Genomic DNA, 15,150 nt, shown 5'->3' on the forward strand with positions numbered 1-15,150 from the left:
CGCCTTAGACCAGCCCCGCGCCTTCCTTGAAGGCCTCGGCATCGGCGGCCAGAAGCATCTCATTGTGGGGCTTGCCCGAGGGGATCATCGGGAAGCAATTTTCATGTTTCTCGACGCGGCAGTCAAACAGCACCGGACCGTCGTAATCCAGCATTTCCTGAATTGCTGCGTCCAGCTTGGCGGGATCATCGCAGCGGATACCCTTCCAGCCGAAGCTTTCGGCAAGTTTCACGAAATCGGGCAGGCTTTCGGACCACGAATGGCTGTAGCGCTCGCCATGCAGCAGCTCTTGCCACTGCCGGACCATGCCCAACCGTTCGTTATTCAGGATGAACTGTTTGACGGGCGCGCGGAACTGGGTTGCGGTGCCAAGTTCCTGCATATTCATCAGCCAGCTTGCCTCGCCCGCGACGTTGATCACCAGCGCGTCGGGGTGCGCCACTTGCACGCCGATCGAGGCCGGAAACCCATAGCCCATCGTGCCCAAGCCACCGGAGGTCATCCAGCGGTTCGGGTCTTCAAAGCCAAGGAACTGCGCTGCCCACATCTGGTGCTGACCCACTTCGGTCGTGATGTAGCGATCACGCCCCTTCGTCAGCGCCTCAAGGCGTTCCAGCGCGTATTGCGGTTTGATGGTTTTCTCGGAATTGGTGTAATCGAGGCATTTGACGGCGCGCCATTCCTCAATCTGCTTCCACCATTTCGCCAAACCAGCCGTGTTGACCTTGCGCCCGCGCGATTTCCACACCTTGAGCACATCTTCCAGCACATGGCCGATATCGCCCAGGATCGGCAGATCGACGGGGATGATCTTGTTGATCGACGAGGCGTCGATATCGACATGCACTTTGGTGGAACGCGGGCTGAAATCGGGGATGCGGCCGGTGATGCGGTCATCGAAACGCGCGCCCAGATTGATCATCAGATCGCAGCCATGCATCGCCAGATTGGCCTCATACAGACCGTGCATCCCGAGCATCCCAAGCCACGGCTTGCCCGAGGCCGGATAAGCGCCAAGCCCCATCAGGGTCGATGTGATCGGAAAGCCAGTCGCATCGACCAGCTCGCGCATCAACTGGCACGCAGCGGGGCCGGAATTGATCACGCCGCCGCCGGTGTAAAAGACCGGGCGCTCGGCCTGCTCGATCAGCTCGACCATTTTGGTAATCGCGTCCAGATCGCCCTTCACCTTGGGTTGGTAATGATCGACCTGCGCCTGTTTCGGGGCGGTGTAATCGCCCATCGCGAACTGCACGTCCTTGGGAATGTCCACCAGCACCGGACCGGGACGCCCCGAGGTCGCGACATGGAACGCCTGATGGATGGTTTCCGACAGTTTGGCAGAATCCTTCACCAGCCAGTTATGTTTGGTGCAAGGGCGGGTGATGCCCACGGTGTCGGCTTCTTGAAAGGCATCGGTGCCCACCATGAAAGTCGGCACCTGACCTGAAAACACCACAAGCGGGATCGAATCCATCAGCGCATCGGTCAAACCGGTCACCGCATTGGTCGCACCGGGACCAGAGGTCACCAGAACAACGCCGGGCTTGCCGGTCGAGCGGGCGTACCCTTCGGCCATATGCACTGCCGCCTGTTCGTGACGCACTAGGATATGGCGAATGTCATTTTGCTGGAAAATTTCGTCATAGATGGGCAGGACCGCGCCGCCCGGATAGCCAAATACCGTGTCGACGCCCTGATCCTTGAGCGCCTGCACCACCATTTTCGCGCCGGTCATCTGCCGTGCCATATCTCTTCTCCATCCTCGCCTGGGGCGCGCTGCCCCCGCTTTGCGCGTCTCGCGATCAATCTGCCAATAAAAAGCCCCCGGCTTTGGCGGGGGCGCATGGGAACCTTCATGGTCAAACCGTTACCGGCCCATGCGCGTGACTCCTACGACAGATACTAGAATCGCCAGCATAGCGCTTCCTCTCAATTGCGAACGAGCGGAGATTATGACCGGGGGCTGGGGGCGTCAATGCCCAAAACCTGCATAAAATGTCGCATGAGGGTGTATTTCTTGTGAAATATTGCGCGCGCACTGGATCGGCTCGCAACTTTGTACAAAAGTCGGCTTTCATCGGCGTCATAGCGTGGTGCTTGCCGTTGCGTCATCACGCGAGCTTGATGGGCGACCTTGTCTATTTGGTCAGGTGAGCAAACCAAATAGCCTTGGAAAAGCTTGACCTTCGAGGTGTGAGCGGTCAATCAAAAGCTAAGGTGCGAGACATCGAGCCGAATAAAAAGAGGGAGGGAGTATGATGGGCGGATTGCTAGCCCTGTCACGCTGGATCGACATCATCAATGAGAGGGTGGGAAAGTCGGCAGCCTGGCTTATTCTGGTCTCGGTGCTTGTCAGCGCGACAAATGCCATTGTGCGCAAAATGTTCGACATGTCGTCGAATTCATGGCTCGAATTGCAGTGGTATCTGTTTGGTGCCGCCTTTCTGGGGGCCGCGGCTTACACGCTGAAACAAAACGAACATATCCGCATCGACATCGTGTATGGCGCCTTCCCTCGCAAGGTGCAGCACTGGATCGACCTGTTCGGGCATATCTTCTTCCTGATGCCATTCGTGATCTTGATGCTGGTCAAGCTGACGCCGTTTGTGATGCTGTCGGTGCGCTCGGGCGAGATGTCGACCAATGCGGGCGGTCTGATCTTGTGGCCCGCCAAGATGTTGCTGCTGATCGGCTTCTGGCAACTCTTCGCGCAAGGCATCTCTGAAATTATCAAGAAAATCGCGGTGATGCGCGGGTTGATGGAAGACCCCCATGCGCTGACCGGCCATCACGGGATGGATCCGATCACCGAAGAGGAGGCGCTCTAAATGCTCGAACTTATCGCGCAGAACATGGCGCCGATCATGTTCGTTTCGCTTATCGTATTCCTGCTGCTGGGCTATCCGGCAGCGTTTGCGCTGGCGGCGAACGGGCTGTTGTTTTTCGTCATCGGGGTCGAATTGTCGGGCTATTCCGGCGGGTCGATCAACCTTGACTGGCCGCTGCTAAACGCGCTGCCACAACGCTTCTACGGGGTCTTATCAAACGAGACACTCTTAGCGATTCCATTCTTTACCTTTATGGGCATCGTGCTGGAGAAATCCGGCATGGCCGAGGATTTGCTCGACACGATCGGGCAGCTCTTTGGTCCGGTACGCGGCGGTCTGGCCTATGCGGTGATCATCGTGGGCGCGCTTCTTGCGGCGACCACGGGGGTTGTGGCGGCATCGGTGATCGCGATGGGGCTGATCTCGCTGCCGATCATGTTGCGCTATGGCTATGACCGAAAGGTCGCCACGGGCGTTATCGCGGCCTCGGGCACGCTGGCGCAGATCATCCCGCCCTCGCTGGTGCTGATCGTGCTGGCCGACCAGTTGGGTCGTTCGGTGGGCGATATGTACAGGGGCGCTATGATCCCGGGCATGGTGCTGACCGGCATGTATCTAAGCTACGTTCTGGTGATGTCGATCATCAAGCCGAACTCGATGCCCGCGCTGCCCAAAGAGGCGCGCACGCTGGGGTCGGGGGTAATGTCTCTGCTGGTGGCGCTGGTCTTTACCGGTGTCGTTTTCTACTTCGCGATGGGCTATTTCGAGAAGTCCGGTTCCAGCGTCAACAACTCGGAAATCTTGGCCGCTGCTGTCGCCGTGATCTTGGTTTACGTGGTGGCGGTGCTGGATAAGTTTCTCAAGATCAACCTGATGAGCCGTCTTGCGCAGCAGGTGATCATCGTGCTGATCCCGCCTTTGGCGCTGATCTTCCTCGTTCTGGGCACGATCTTCCTCGGCGTGGCGACCCCGACCGAAGGCGGCGCAATGGGCGCGGTCGGTGCGCTGGTGCTGTCGGCGATCAAGGGACGGCTCAGCTATCCGGTGGTGCGTGACGCACTGGCGGCGACGACGCGGCTGTCGGCCTTCGTGCTGTTCATTCTGCTGGGTGCGCGGGTGTTCTCGCTGACCTTCTACGGTGTGAACGGGCAGATCTGGGTCGAGCATCTGCTGACCTCGCTTCCGGGCGGCCAGCTTGGCTTCCTGATCGTGGTGTCGCTGTTGGTCTTCTTCCTGGCCTTCTTCCTCGACTTCTTCGAGCTGGCCTTCATCATCGTGCCGCTTCTGGCCCCTGCGGCCGAAAAGCTGGGGATCGACCTGATCTGGTTCGGGGTGATCCTGGGGGTGAACATGCAGACCTCGTTCATGCACCCACCCTTTGGATTTGCGCTGTTCTATCTGCGATCTGTTGCGGCCAAGGTGCCCTATATCGATAAGGTCACAGGCTTTAAGATGGAGCCGGTGAAGACCTCGCAGATCTATTGGGGCGCTATTCCCTTTGTGTTCATCCAGATCGCGATGATCGCCATCGTGATCGCCTTCCCGGGCATGGTGATGCATTACAAGGGCAAGCCAATTGACCCGTCTACGATCAACATGACGTTGCCTGAGATGCCGGGGCTGGGGGGCTTGGGTGGCTTGGGCGGCTTGCCGGGACTTCCCGCACCGGGCAGCTCAAGTGGCGGCAATGCGGGAGGCGGATTGCCACCCTTACCCGCACCGGGCAGCAACTAGCTTTCAGCAGTAAACACGGCAAACGGCGGTCTTTCGGGGCCGCCGTTTCGCTTTATCGGGAACCAAATCGGTGGTTTGTGCGTCTTCCTGCAGGACGCCGCTGTGGCGCTTGATATGGGAAAGGGAATTGCTATGCGTATTCTTGCTCTGGCAGCCGCCGGAGGGCTGCTTGTCTCCTTGGCGGCCTGCGGCAATACAGCCACCGAGCGCGCCGCGACAGGCGGAGTAGGCGGCTTGGTCGTGGCCGGGCCGGTTGGCGCGGTGGCAGGAGCGACTGTCGGTGCTGCGACGACGAAATAGCGCTGCATAGACCGGCTGACGCCAAGATCACCCAAGACACAAAAAGGCCCCGGACGATGCCGGGGCCTTTTGCCGTAGATTGCAGTCAGATCACATCTTCAGATTGCCCGCCGCTTGCTGGCGCATCATGAAGTAGTCGTAGTTGAACTCGGACAACTGCCACCAGCCGTAAGCGTCGTTCCGGAAGGCGAACTGGCTGTCATAGACCTTTTTGAACTCGGGGTTCGTCGCGTTGATCTCGTCATAGACTTCACCGGCAGCCTTGAAGCAGGCATCCATGATCTCTTGCGAGAACGGACGCAGTTGCGCGCCTTGCGCCATCAGCTTTTTCAGCGCGGTCGGGTTCTTTTGGTCATAGGAGGCCAGCATGTCGCAATTGGCGGCCTGCGAGGCAGCTTGCAGCGCGATCTGATACGCCTCGGGGAGGCCGTCAAAGGCTTTTTTGTTGAACATCGCTTGCAGCGCTGCGCCACCTTCCCACCAGCCGGGATAGTAGTAATAGGGCGCGACTTTATAAAAGCCGAGCTTTTCATCATCATAGGGGCCGACCCATTCGGTCGCGTCGATCGTGCCTTTTTCCAGCGAGGGATAGATGTCGCCGCCCGCGATTTGCTGGGGCACAACGCCCAGCTTTTCCATCACCTTGCCGCCAAAACCACCGATGCGCATTTTTATGCCCTTGAGGTCTTCGACGGTATTGATTTCCTTGCGGAACCAGCCCCCCATTTGTGCGCCGGTATTGCCGCACGGGTAGACCGTGACGCCGTATTTCGCGTAAAATTCGTTCATCATTTCATTACCGCCGCCATAGTAGAACCAGGCGTTCTGCATGCGCGCGTTCAGACCAAAGGGAACGGCGGTCGCAAAGGCGAAGGTCGGGTCTTTGCCCCAGTAGTAGTAAGATGCGGTGTGGCAGGCCTCGACCGTGCCGTTGGAGACGGCGTCAAGCGCTTGCAGGCCGGGAACGATTTCGCCCGCCGCAAAGACCTGGATGTTGAACTTGCCACCGGTGGCGCCCTTGACGAAATCCGCCATGGTTTCCGCCGCGCCGTAAATCGTGTCGAGCGATTTCGGGAATGACGAGGTCAAGCGCCATGTAACTTGCGGGCTTTCTTGCGCGATGGCCGGTGCGGCAAGGGCCGAGCCAGCAGCTGCGGCGGCTCCGCCAAGCGCGCCTTTGCGCAGGAATGAACGACGATCCATAGGGGTTCCTCCCGTTGAGTGTTGTTTTCTTTTTATGTTCCGCACGCTTTCTCCACCCCTCGGGGTCCCCCGAAACGCGCGAATGCGGTCACCTTACTTGACCGATTTGGGCTGTAAACCGTTAAGTCCCCTCAAATTCAGGAAATCGGGCAAAGCCGCGTGAGCTTCGCGTGAAGGAGGGCCGCGGGCCGAATGCACAGCGCGAGCGCATGAAAAAGCCCCGGCGCTTTGGGGCGCCGGGGCAAAGGGTAGAGTGCAGAAAACGCCGCTGGGCTTATAGCTGGCCAGCGATGTTTTGGCGCATCATGAAGGTGTCGTAATTGTATTCCGCGACCTGCTCCCAGCCGAACCAATCCTTACGGAAATCCTTGATCGAACCCCAGATTTTCGCAAACTCGGGGTTGCTGGCTTCCATTTCCGCATAGACCTCATTGGCTGCTTCAAAACAGGCCTGCATGATCTCGGGCGAGAAGGGACGCAGTTGCGCGCCCTGTGCCATCAGGGTTTTCAGCGCGGCAGGGTTCTTCATGTCATATTTCTGCAGCATGTCCGCATCGGTAGCCTGACAGGCCGTATGCAAAAGCGCCTGATATTGCGGGGGCAGGCTTTCCATCTTCTCTTTCGAGAAGAAGAAGTGAACCGTCGGGCCACCTTCCCACCAGCCGGGATAGTAGTAATAGGGCGCGACTTTGTAAAAGCCGAGCTTTTCGTCGTCATAGGGGCCGACCCATTCGGTGGCGTCAATCGTGCCTTTTTCAAGCGAGGGGTAAATATCGCCACCCGCGATTTGCTGGGGAACCAGACCCAGCTTTTCCATCACCTTGCCGGCAAAGCCGCCGACCCGCATCTTGAGCCCCTTGAGATCGTCAACGGTGTTGATCTCTTTGCGGAACCAGCCGCCCATCTGCGCGCCCGTATTGCCGCCCGGTAGGCCGTAAAGCCCTTGCTTGGCAAGGAATTCGTTATACAGCTCGATGCCGCCACCATGGTAGTGCCACGCGTTCATGCCGCGCGCATTAAGCGAGAAGGGCACAGCCGCGCCAAGCGCCCAAGTCGGGTCTTTGCCCCAGAAATAATAGCCCACGGTGTGGCAGACCTCGACGGTGCCGTTCGTCACCGCATCAGCGACCTGCAGACCGGGCACGATTTCGCCCCCGGCAAAGACCTGAATCTTGAACTTCCCGTCGCTGGCCTCTTCGACCATTTTCGACATGACCTCGGCGCCGCCATAGATCGTGTCGAGCGATTTCGGAAAAGACGAGGCCAAGCGCCACGTGATTTGCGGGCTTTCTTGCGCAATGGCGGGCGCGGCAAGGGTCGAGCCGGCAGCCGCAGCGGCCCCACCAAGTGCGCCTTTGCGCAGGAATGAACGACGATCCATAAAGTTTCCTCCCGTTGAGTGTCATTCTTGTGATGTGGTGTGTCCTGACGCCCCTGCGGGCCTTGCCTGGACGATACCTGCGATCACTTTACGCAAGCGGTTGGGGCTGTAAACCTTGAAATTCCAATAGTTGCGAGGGACGCGCGAAGAATGTTTTACGATCCGCGCTGCGCAGAACGCGGGTCGCTTTCGGGGCTATTTTTTGTGCGATTTCAATGGATATATCCCCGCTTCAGGTGATCGCGGTAAAGGGATCGTGATGAGGTGGCGCTTCCGCTGCGCCGCGCAAATACGCGCCAAAAGTGAGCGGCGTTTTCGCAGATCAGCTGCTGCGGGTGTCGGGGAGCTGGATGCGCGCGACCTGATCGGCAATAGGATCCACCGACAGCGGATGCGTCTCGCCCGAGTGATCCTCGGGGTTGCCGATATCCATCCATTCGCCGCCTTTGAAAATCTCGAGCGCGGCAAAATTCGCCTTATAGCCCATCTTGCGCGAGCCCGGCACCCAATAGCCCAGATAGACGTAGGGCAGCCCGATACGGCGCGCGATCTCGATGTGATCAAGGATCAGATAGGTGCCAAGGCTGTCTTTGATCCGGTCGGGTTCGTAAAACGAATAGACCATCGACAGCCCGTCATCGAGCACATCCGTCAGACAGGTCGCAATCAGCGCGCGCACCGACCCCGGCGTGGCGGCACTTTCGCGATATTCGATAACGCGCGACTTGACCGGGGTTTCCTCGATCATCGCGGCAAATTCGAATACATCCATATCCGCCATCCCGCCATCGGCATGGCGCAAATCAAGATATCGGCGGAACAATGCGTATTGTTCCTCGGTGGCCCAAGGGCTGGTCGCGGTGCGCCGCAGATCGGCGTTGCGCTTGAGAATCCGGCGTTGCGAGCGTGACTGTGTGAAATCCGCCACCCGGATTCGCGCCGACAAACAGGCCGTGCAATCGGCGCAAGAGGGGCGATACAGCACGTTTTGCGACCGACGAAACCCTTGGCGTGATAAGGAATTGTTAAGCTTTTCAGCGCCTTCCCCCTGCAAAGCCGTGAACAGTTTTCTCTCGGCCCGCCCGTCAAGATACGGGCAGGGCTGCGGCGCGGTCACATAGAACTGCGGTGCAAGCGGGAGAGAATGGCGCATTAGGGGGCCGTCTAAATTCGGATGGGGTTGGTACAGGCTAACAAAGCCGTGCGCGCGGGCCAAGTGTTTCTGCGCAAATCGTTGATCTCTTGGCACAGAAAACGCCCCGGTTGCTGTGACCGGGGCGTTTCAGGGCGATCATTTCGCGTCGGCGTTACGCTTTGGCGCTGTCGTCGTCACTGTCGCTTTGCGCGGCAGCTTTGGCGCGATCTTCCATGTATTGGTCGAACTCGGCCTTATCGCGCGATTCCCGCAGGCGGCGCAAAAACTCTTCGAATTCGGACTGTTCGCGCTCTAGCCGTTCAAGGGTGTCGGTCTTGTAGGCGTCAAACGCGGCGTTGCCAGTGGTGCGCGAGACATGCATCCGCCCGCCAAAGCCACAGCCGTGGCTGCGCGTCATCTGATTCCCGCCCTTGCGCCAACGACGCCCGAAGCGACCGGTGACCAGGATAAAGGCCAGAAGCGCCAGCCCCAGCGGGCCAGCAAAGATGAACCCCGCAACCATCAGCGCAATCCATGCGCCCGGTCCGTTGCCGTCCATCCAGTCGATGGCGCGGGTAAACCAGTTGCCCCGATTAACAGGGGCGGGGGAATTGGTAGCATAGGCTGCCATGGGGAACCTCCGTTGGGTTGATGTGAATGCCTTTTACATCATCCAAGATCGGTATTCTGGTCGCGCCTTGCAAGGGTTAATGTGAATGTTTTTTACATTCCGCGCCAAACCCGTTGATTTGCTTTTTTTTATTCGGTGAAATTGGCCTGATCTGCACCGCTGATACGCTTTAAATCCTGCGGAGAGATGCTGAAAACATGGCGCGGCGTGCCCGCTGCGGCCCAAATCACATCAAATTCCATCAGCTTGGGGTCCAGAAACGTGGTGACCGGGTTGAGATGCCCCAAAGGCGCCACCCCGCCAATCGCAAAGCCCGTCTCCGCGCGGATCAGATCGGCATCGGCCTTGCCCAAGGGCTGGCCGGCCACCACGCTGGCCTTGCTCGCGCTCACCCGATTGCCGCCTGCGGTGATAAACAGCACGATATGGCCGGTGTTTTCGCCGCGGAAGATAATCGATTTGGCGATTTGATCCAGCGCGCAGCCCGCCGATTGCGCCGCCAACGCGGCCGTGCGCGCCTCACCCACGTCGCGAATGTCATGCGCGACCCCCGCCGCCTCCAGCGCGGCGCGCACCCGTTTCAAGGATTTGCTCATGGCTCTTGCCCCGAGTTATGTCGACCGCGGTGCTCGTGAAGGGCGATGGATGCCTCCGGCGGGAGTATTTAGGGCTAGATGAAAGCGCAGTCCACCCCCCATTGACCGCCGCCCAATGGTTTGCGAGGGCCGCATAGGTGTAGCTGCCCGCTGACTGTAAGGCCGCGCCGAATGCGACCAATGCTGCGTCTTGGCTTGGGGCCCACGAGATGATCAACGTCAATCGGTTCCGCTGACGCGATGCGAGCTATCGACGGCGCGCGCGTGTTACCGCGTCTTCACTTCCTCGCGCGTTTAAGCGCCAACCTCCCGTGGCGCCCTAGCTTGTCCACCAAACGTCATGGGAGGATTTTATATGACCGAATTCACTCAATCCGGGCCCGCAGTCCGGGCCGATAGCAGAGCTGGCAAATTTCGTTGGGCTGTCGTGGCTTTGCTCTTTGCAATCACGATCATCAACTATATCGACCGCTCGGCGATCTCATATGCGATCACGCCGATGGCCAAAGAGCTATCGCTTAGCGATGCACAACGCGGCGTGATCTTGGGCGCCTTTGGCTTTGGCTATGCCTTCACCACCTTTTTGGGCGGCATCCTTGTGGACCGGTTCGGCGCGCGGATCGTATTGGCCATCTCGGTCGCGTTCTGGGCGGTGTCGATCTGGCTAAGCGGGGCGGCCTCGAGCTTCTTTCTGGTGCTGGGCGCGCGCGCGATGCTTGGACTGGCAGAGGGGCCGATGTTCCCCGGCATGACCGGCGCAATTGGCAGTTGGTTGGCGGGCGCGGAACGTGCGAAAGCCTTGGGTGTTTCGCTGGCTGCTGTGCCGTTTTCATTGGCCATCGGTGCCCCGATCGTGACCGAGCTGATGGGCGCATTCGGTTGGCGCGCGATGTTTTATATCCTTGCCGGCGTGTCGCTCGCATGGTTGCCGATCTGGCTCTGGCTGTTTCGCAACCACCCCGAGGACAGCCCCAATGTTTCGGATGGCGAACTGGCACATATTCGCACGACGGTCAGTCATGATGACGCCCCCAAAACAGATATTCAGCGCCCGAAAACGACATGGAAACGACTGTTTACCAACCCGACTCTGCTGGTGAATTACTGGGCGTTTTTCGTATTCGGATACTTCCTGTTCTTCTTCATGACGTGGTTGCCGGGGTATCTGGAGAAAGATTTCGGGCTGTCCGTTTCGGCTGTCGGCTGGTTTTCCGTGGTGCCTTGGGCGGCGGCGGCCGTGGTGTTGCTGGGATTGGGGTATCTTTCGGACAAACTTTTGGCGCGCACCCGTTCGTTGCGCCTGTCGCGCTCGGCGATGATCGCGGTAACGCAGGCGATTGCAGCACTTGTCGTCATCCCCGTAGCATTCACCTCTAATCTGACGGTGGCGTTGACGCTGATCACCATCGCCTTGGCGGCCTCAATGGGCGCAAATGCAGCTTACTACGCAGTCAATATCGACGTTGCACCGGATCGCTCGGCCACGGCGCTTGGAATCATGGATCTGGGATTTGCAATCTCGGGCTTTCTGGCCCCCACGATTACGGGCTGGGTCGTGGGCACAAGCGGAAGCTTCGTTGAAGCCTTTTTGTTGATGGCGGGGCTAGGGATATCCTCGGTAGTTTTGACCGCGCTGTTTCATCGTCCCGACCGGGATGCTGTGCGCGTATAACCCGGACGAGAGGTTTGCGGATGTCCTGACCTGTCTCAGGAATAGGGCGTTCGCAAACCTCAAGCACTAGAATTTCCAAGCAGACAAGCCCGCCGCCACGGCACGCGCGACATCATGCAAGGCGCGTGATTCGCGACGCGCGATGCGGTCGACAAAATCGACCTCGCCCCCGGTTTGGCAAAAAACAGCCGATCGCCTGATAGTTGTTTCGCTAGGAACCGGTTCAATCAACTTCCGTGCTATGCTGCGACACGCAGGGCCTAAAGCGATTATTCCGACGCGCACGATTTGAGTGCTATTTGACGGATTTCACTTGGGTTTCAGGGTCCACCCACTGACACGAAGGTGCCTTATGACGACGCAAATCACATTAACCGAACTCAAGGCCAAAATTCGCGATATCGACACCCCCGACGAGGAAATCGCCGCCTATTTACTGGCCGCGCCCGAAGCCTCTGATGCCTTTGCGCCGCAGGTGCGGATCAACCCTGACTTGGTAGATGATGAAGGCACCGAAGCCGATGTCGCGATGCGGTTTTTTAACGCAATGTCCAAGCGGCGGCGGCAAAAGAAATACCTCCGGAAAATCGAAAACGGCTGGACCGGGCTGCGCGTCGTGTCCGAGGGCGATAGCTGGTTTCAGTATCCGTTCCTGCTGCATGATGTGATTGATCAGCTGTTTGACGACTACGCGATTTACAGCCTCGGGGCGGCGGGGGATCTGGTTCAAGACATGCTGGATCAAGACGAGATCCTGCAAGCGGTGCGCCAGCATAACCCGCATGTGTTTCTGATCAGCGGTGGCGGCAATGATCTGCTGGGCGACGGGATGCTGCAAACCGCATTGCACCCGTTCAAGACTGGCAAGCTGGCCAAGGATTATCCCAACTCCACGTTCACCAAACGGCTCAAGGATATCATCGGCGTCTACCGCTCGATCTTTACGACGCTGCTGGCTGAGTTCCCCAACCTGAAAATCCTGTGTCACGGCTATGATTACGCGCAACCCGCGAACGCGCGCTGGCTGGGTAAGCCGATGGAGGCGCTGGGGATCAAGGACAAGACGCTACAGGCGCAAATCGTGGCAGAGCTGGTAGAGCGTTTCAACACGGCCCTAGTCGATCTCGCCGCGGAATTCCCCGGATCTGTCGTTCGCGTGAGTTGCCTGAATTGCGTGGGCAGCAACTGGCACGATGAATTGCACCCCAACAACACCGGCTATGGCGCGGCGGCCGGGAAGTTCCGCGCTATTATTGACTCGATGTTTGGGGCGAACGCTCCGTTTGAGGTCACAGCCCCGCTGTCGCCGGGCAAAGAGGCCAAGATCGACGCGCATGACCTCAACCCCGAGGCGTTTCGCGAATTGGTCGATCATCGGGGCCGCGAATTGCTCGACACGCCTTTGCCACCCACCGAAGACGAAGCCCGCCGCAAGGAAATCGAGCAGGATATTTCGCAGCATTTCGAAAAGATATCTGGCGGGGCCGATTTCCTGCCTGCCAGCTTTCTCTATCGCGGCGCGGATGCGGCCGCTGCGGTCTGTCGCATCAACCTGCCCGGCGGCTCGGGCACCGGCTTTATGATCGCGACGCGCAACTTCATCATGACCAACAACCACGTCATCGGCGACGAAGACGAAGCCCGCGAAGCCGTTGCCGAGTTCAACTTCGAGGAGGGCGGTGCCAGCCTAATGGTCAACCTTGATCCGGATCGGTTTTTCGTAACCTCCACGGAGTTGGATTTCACCATCGTTGGCTGTGACGACCCCGCGCTGGAGATCTTTGACCCGATCCCGCTGCTGCGCAACCCATCCACCGTGACGCGCGGCGAAAAGGTCAATATCGTGCAGCACCCGCGCGGGCGTCCCAAGGAAGTCGCGCTGCACAATAACGACGTGTTGCGCGTCAAGGATAAGGTGATCTGGTATGAAACCGACACCGAACCGGGATCATCGGGCAGCCCGGTGTTCAACAACACGTGGGATCTGGTGGCCTTGCATCACGCGGGTTGGGTTGAAGGGGGCGTAACCACGAACGAAGGCGTGCGCATCGCGGCCATCGTATCCCATCTGGTGGCCCGCCAGCACATCGAAGCCACCGCCTCCTTCAAGTTGATGGAGCTGCTTTCAACGGTCCCCGACAGCTCTCCGCATCTTGGGTTCTTTGACATTGCGGGCATCACCGGCTCCAGCGTGCAGGAAGTGGAAGTGCCCGAATATAAGGGCTCGCTTGAATTCGCCGATATCGGTTTCTGGAATATCGAGCATTTCAATGACGCCATTTCCGACACCCGCGTTGACAAGGTGGCCTGCGTGCTGGGCCATCTGTCGCTGGACGCCATGGGCTTGGTCGAGGTGCAAAAAGACGCGATGGAGCGTCTGATTGCGTCGCTTCAGGCCCTTGGGCATAGCTACGACTACAAATATCTGGACGTCAAAGGCAGGCAGGATCTGGCCGTTCTGTATGACAGCAAGACCACGGAAGTGAACATTTCCGCCAAGATCCTGAACCGCCACAAAACGGCTTGGGCCGCGACAACGGAGTCAGGGCGCACGGCCTTTCCGCGCCGCCCATTGATCGCAACGGTCAAAGTGGCCCCCAATACGGAGGGGGGCGATCCGGTGGAATTCATCATGATCCTGCTGCACCTCAAGGCGTTCGGCGACCCGCAAAGCAAGGCCCGCCGTCGCCTTGCCGCCGAGATCCTGACCGAGGTGATCGCCGACATCCGCAAGACCGAAAAGCTGCCCGTGGTTCTGGGCGGTGATCTGAATGAGACGCTGAATACCGACGTGCTTGGCCCGCTCACCGATGCGCCCGATCTGTTCACGCTGACCACAGATGATGCCGCCGACAATGCGCTGTCCTATGTCGGGGCGAGATATCGCTCGCTGATTGATCACATCGTGGTCAGCAACGATGTCCACATGGCCCCGATCAGCGGCGACGACGCAGCCATCGTGCGGCTCGACAAATCGGTGGCGGATTTCACCCGCGACGTGTCTGACCATGTGCCGCTGGTGATCCGCATGGTCAGCCGCGACGCGCCGATACAGATCGGCAGTGCGGGCAAGAAATGAGGTCTGAGAACCGCTCGCAATGAAAACCTTGGCGGCAGTCGCCAAGGTTCGTTGTGTTCTGGTCGGCGGCCCTCCACGTCTGGCCGGGCACGAAGGGCGCAAGGCGCCTTCTTTGCGATGCTGCGAACGGCGCGAATGAGCCTCCCCCTTTGAAGTGGTCCGCCCTTATCGTCAGGAAAGCGGAGGACCAAGATCGGCGATCAAGAGACCCAAGCCCGAAGAGGTTGTCGTGAAGTTACGACACGTTGAGGTGCTGATGGGGCAGGGCATGTCCCGGATTGACGCGCCAGTATGGCCGATATGGTTAGCCCAGGGTTGCGGCTTTGCTGAGAAAGGCAGGCTGGTAGACTGAATAGCCCCTAGATTCGTAGACGCCTTCGGGGCTCAGTTTCCGCTGCTGTTCGAACTCGACGGGCGACAGCATCCTGTTTCTCGCATGCTTGCGCTTCGGGTTGTAGAACATCTCGATGTAATCGAACACGTCCTGCCCCTGCAAATGATCCCCCGGATCATTTGCTCCGCTGCGCGGACCAGCTTGAACTCGTGACAGGTTCCGCGAGGGCTCATCGAATGGGCCCGCTTGCTCGG

At 59.0% G+C, this 15,150-nt stretch carries 11 protein-coding genes and 1 pseudogene; 5 read left to right on the top strand and 7 right to left on the bottom strand.

Features of this window, described 5'->3' with window-relative positions:
* Positions 1-4 precede the first annotated feature (4 nt).
* Positions 5-1,750 carry an acetolactate synthase 3 large subunit gene (locus DT23_RS14210; protein ID WP_038132249.1) on the bottom strand — a complete coding sequence of 582 codons (1,746 nt, stop codon included), beginning with the start codon at positions 1,748-1,750 and terminating at the stop codon, positions 5-7.
* Between the two features lie 511 nt (positions 1,751-2,261).
* Here DT23_RS14210 and DT23_RS14215 point away from each other — a divergent pair.
* From DT23_RS14215 to DT23_RS19825, 3 genes are all read left to right on the top strand, one after another.
* Complete coding sequence (locus DT23_RS14215) at positions 2,262-2,831, top strand: TRAP transporter small permease subunit (RefSeq protein ID WP_038132360.1); 570 nt, start codon at positions 2,262-2,264, stop codon at positions 2,829-2,831.
* Positions 2,832-4,565: a TRAP transporter large permease gene (locus DT23_RS14220; RefSeq protein WP_038132251.1), complete on the top strand. Its 1,734-nt coding sequence runs from the start codon at positions 2,832-2,834 to the stop codon at positions 4,563-4,565.
* A 132-nt stretch (positions 4,566-4,697) separates the two neighbouring features.
* Positions 4,698-4,865, top strand: a complete 168-nt coding sequence (locus DT23_RS19825; RefSeq protein WP_156023968.1) for a hypothetical protein — start codon at positions 4,698-4,700, stop codon at positions 4,863-4,865.
* Between the two features lie 90 nt (positions 4,866-4,955).
* Here the strand turns inward: DT23_RS19825 and DT23_RS14230 are convergent, their stop codons facing one another.
* From DT23_RS14230 to DT23_RS14250, 5 genes are all read right to left on the bottom strand, one after another.
* Positions 4,956-6,068 carry a TRAP transporter substrate-binding protein gene (locus tag DT23_RS14230; RefSeq protein WP_038132254.1) on the bottom strand — a complete coding sequence of 371 codons (1,113 nt, stop codon included), beginning with the start codon at positions 6,066-6,068 and terminating at the stop codon, positions 4,956-4,958.
* Between the two features lie 274 nt (positions 6,069-6,342).
* On the bottom strand, positions 6,343-7,449 hold the full coding sequence (locus DT23_RS14235; RefSeq protein ID WP_038132255.1) for a TRAP transporter substrate-binding protein: 1,107 nt from the start codon (positions 7,447-7,449) through the stop codon (positions 6,343-6,345).
* Positions 7,450-7,771: 322 nt separating this feature from the next.
* The gene (locus DT23_RS14240) at positions 7,772-8,602 is read right to left on the bottom strand and encodes an arginyltransferase (RefSeq protein ID WP_038132256.1); all 831 of its coding nucleotides are present in this window, start codon (positions 8,600-8,602) and stop codon (positions 7,772-7,774) included.
* 154 nt (positions 8,603-8,756) lie between these two features.
* Entirely contained in the window at positions 8,757-9,215 is a 459-nt protein-coding gene (locus tag DT23_RS14245; RefSeq protein WP_038132258.1) for a DUF2852 domain-containing protein, read from the bottom strand.
* 128 nt (positions 9,216-9,343) lie between these two features.
* On the bottom strand, positions 9,344-9,811 hold the full coding sequence (locus DT23_RS14250) for a YbaK/EbsC family protein (RefSeq protein ID WP_038132259.1): 468 nt from the start codon (positions 9,809-9,811) through the stop codon (positions 9,344-9,346).
* A 355-nt stretch (positions 9,812-10,166) separates the two neighbouring features.
* Here DT23_RS14250 and DT23_RS14255 point away from each other — a divergent pair, with 355 nt between their 5' ends.
* Entirely contained in the window at positions 10,167-11,483 is a 1,317-nt protein-coding gene (locus tag DT23_RS14255) for an MFS transporter (RefSeq protein WP_051697314.1), read from the top strand.
* A gap of 352 nt (positions 11,484-11,835) precedes the next feature.
* The gene (locus DT23_RS18695; protein WP_051697315.1) at positions 11,836-14,562 is read left to right on the top strand and encodes a trypsin-like peptidase domain-containing protein; all 2,727 of its coding nucleotides are present in this window, start codon (positions 11,836-11,838) and stop codon (positions 14,560-14,562) included.
* A 370-nt stretch (positions 14,563-14,932) separates the two neighbouring features.
* Here DT23_RS18695 and DT23_RS19590 read toward each other — a convergent pair.
* Positions 14,933-15,049 (bottom strand): annotated as a pseudogene (locus DT23_RS19590) (IS3 family transposase); the annotation flags it as partial.
* Between the last annotated feature and the right edge of the window lie 101 nt (positions 15,050-15,150).

The organism is Thioclava indica (genome assembly GCF_000714545.1).
Taxonomy (GTDB): domain Bacteria; phylum Pseudomonadota; class Alphaproteobacteria; order Rhodobacterales; family Rhodobacteraceae; genus Thioclava; species Thioclava indica.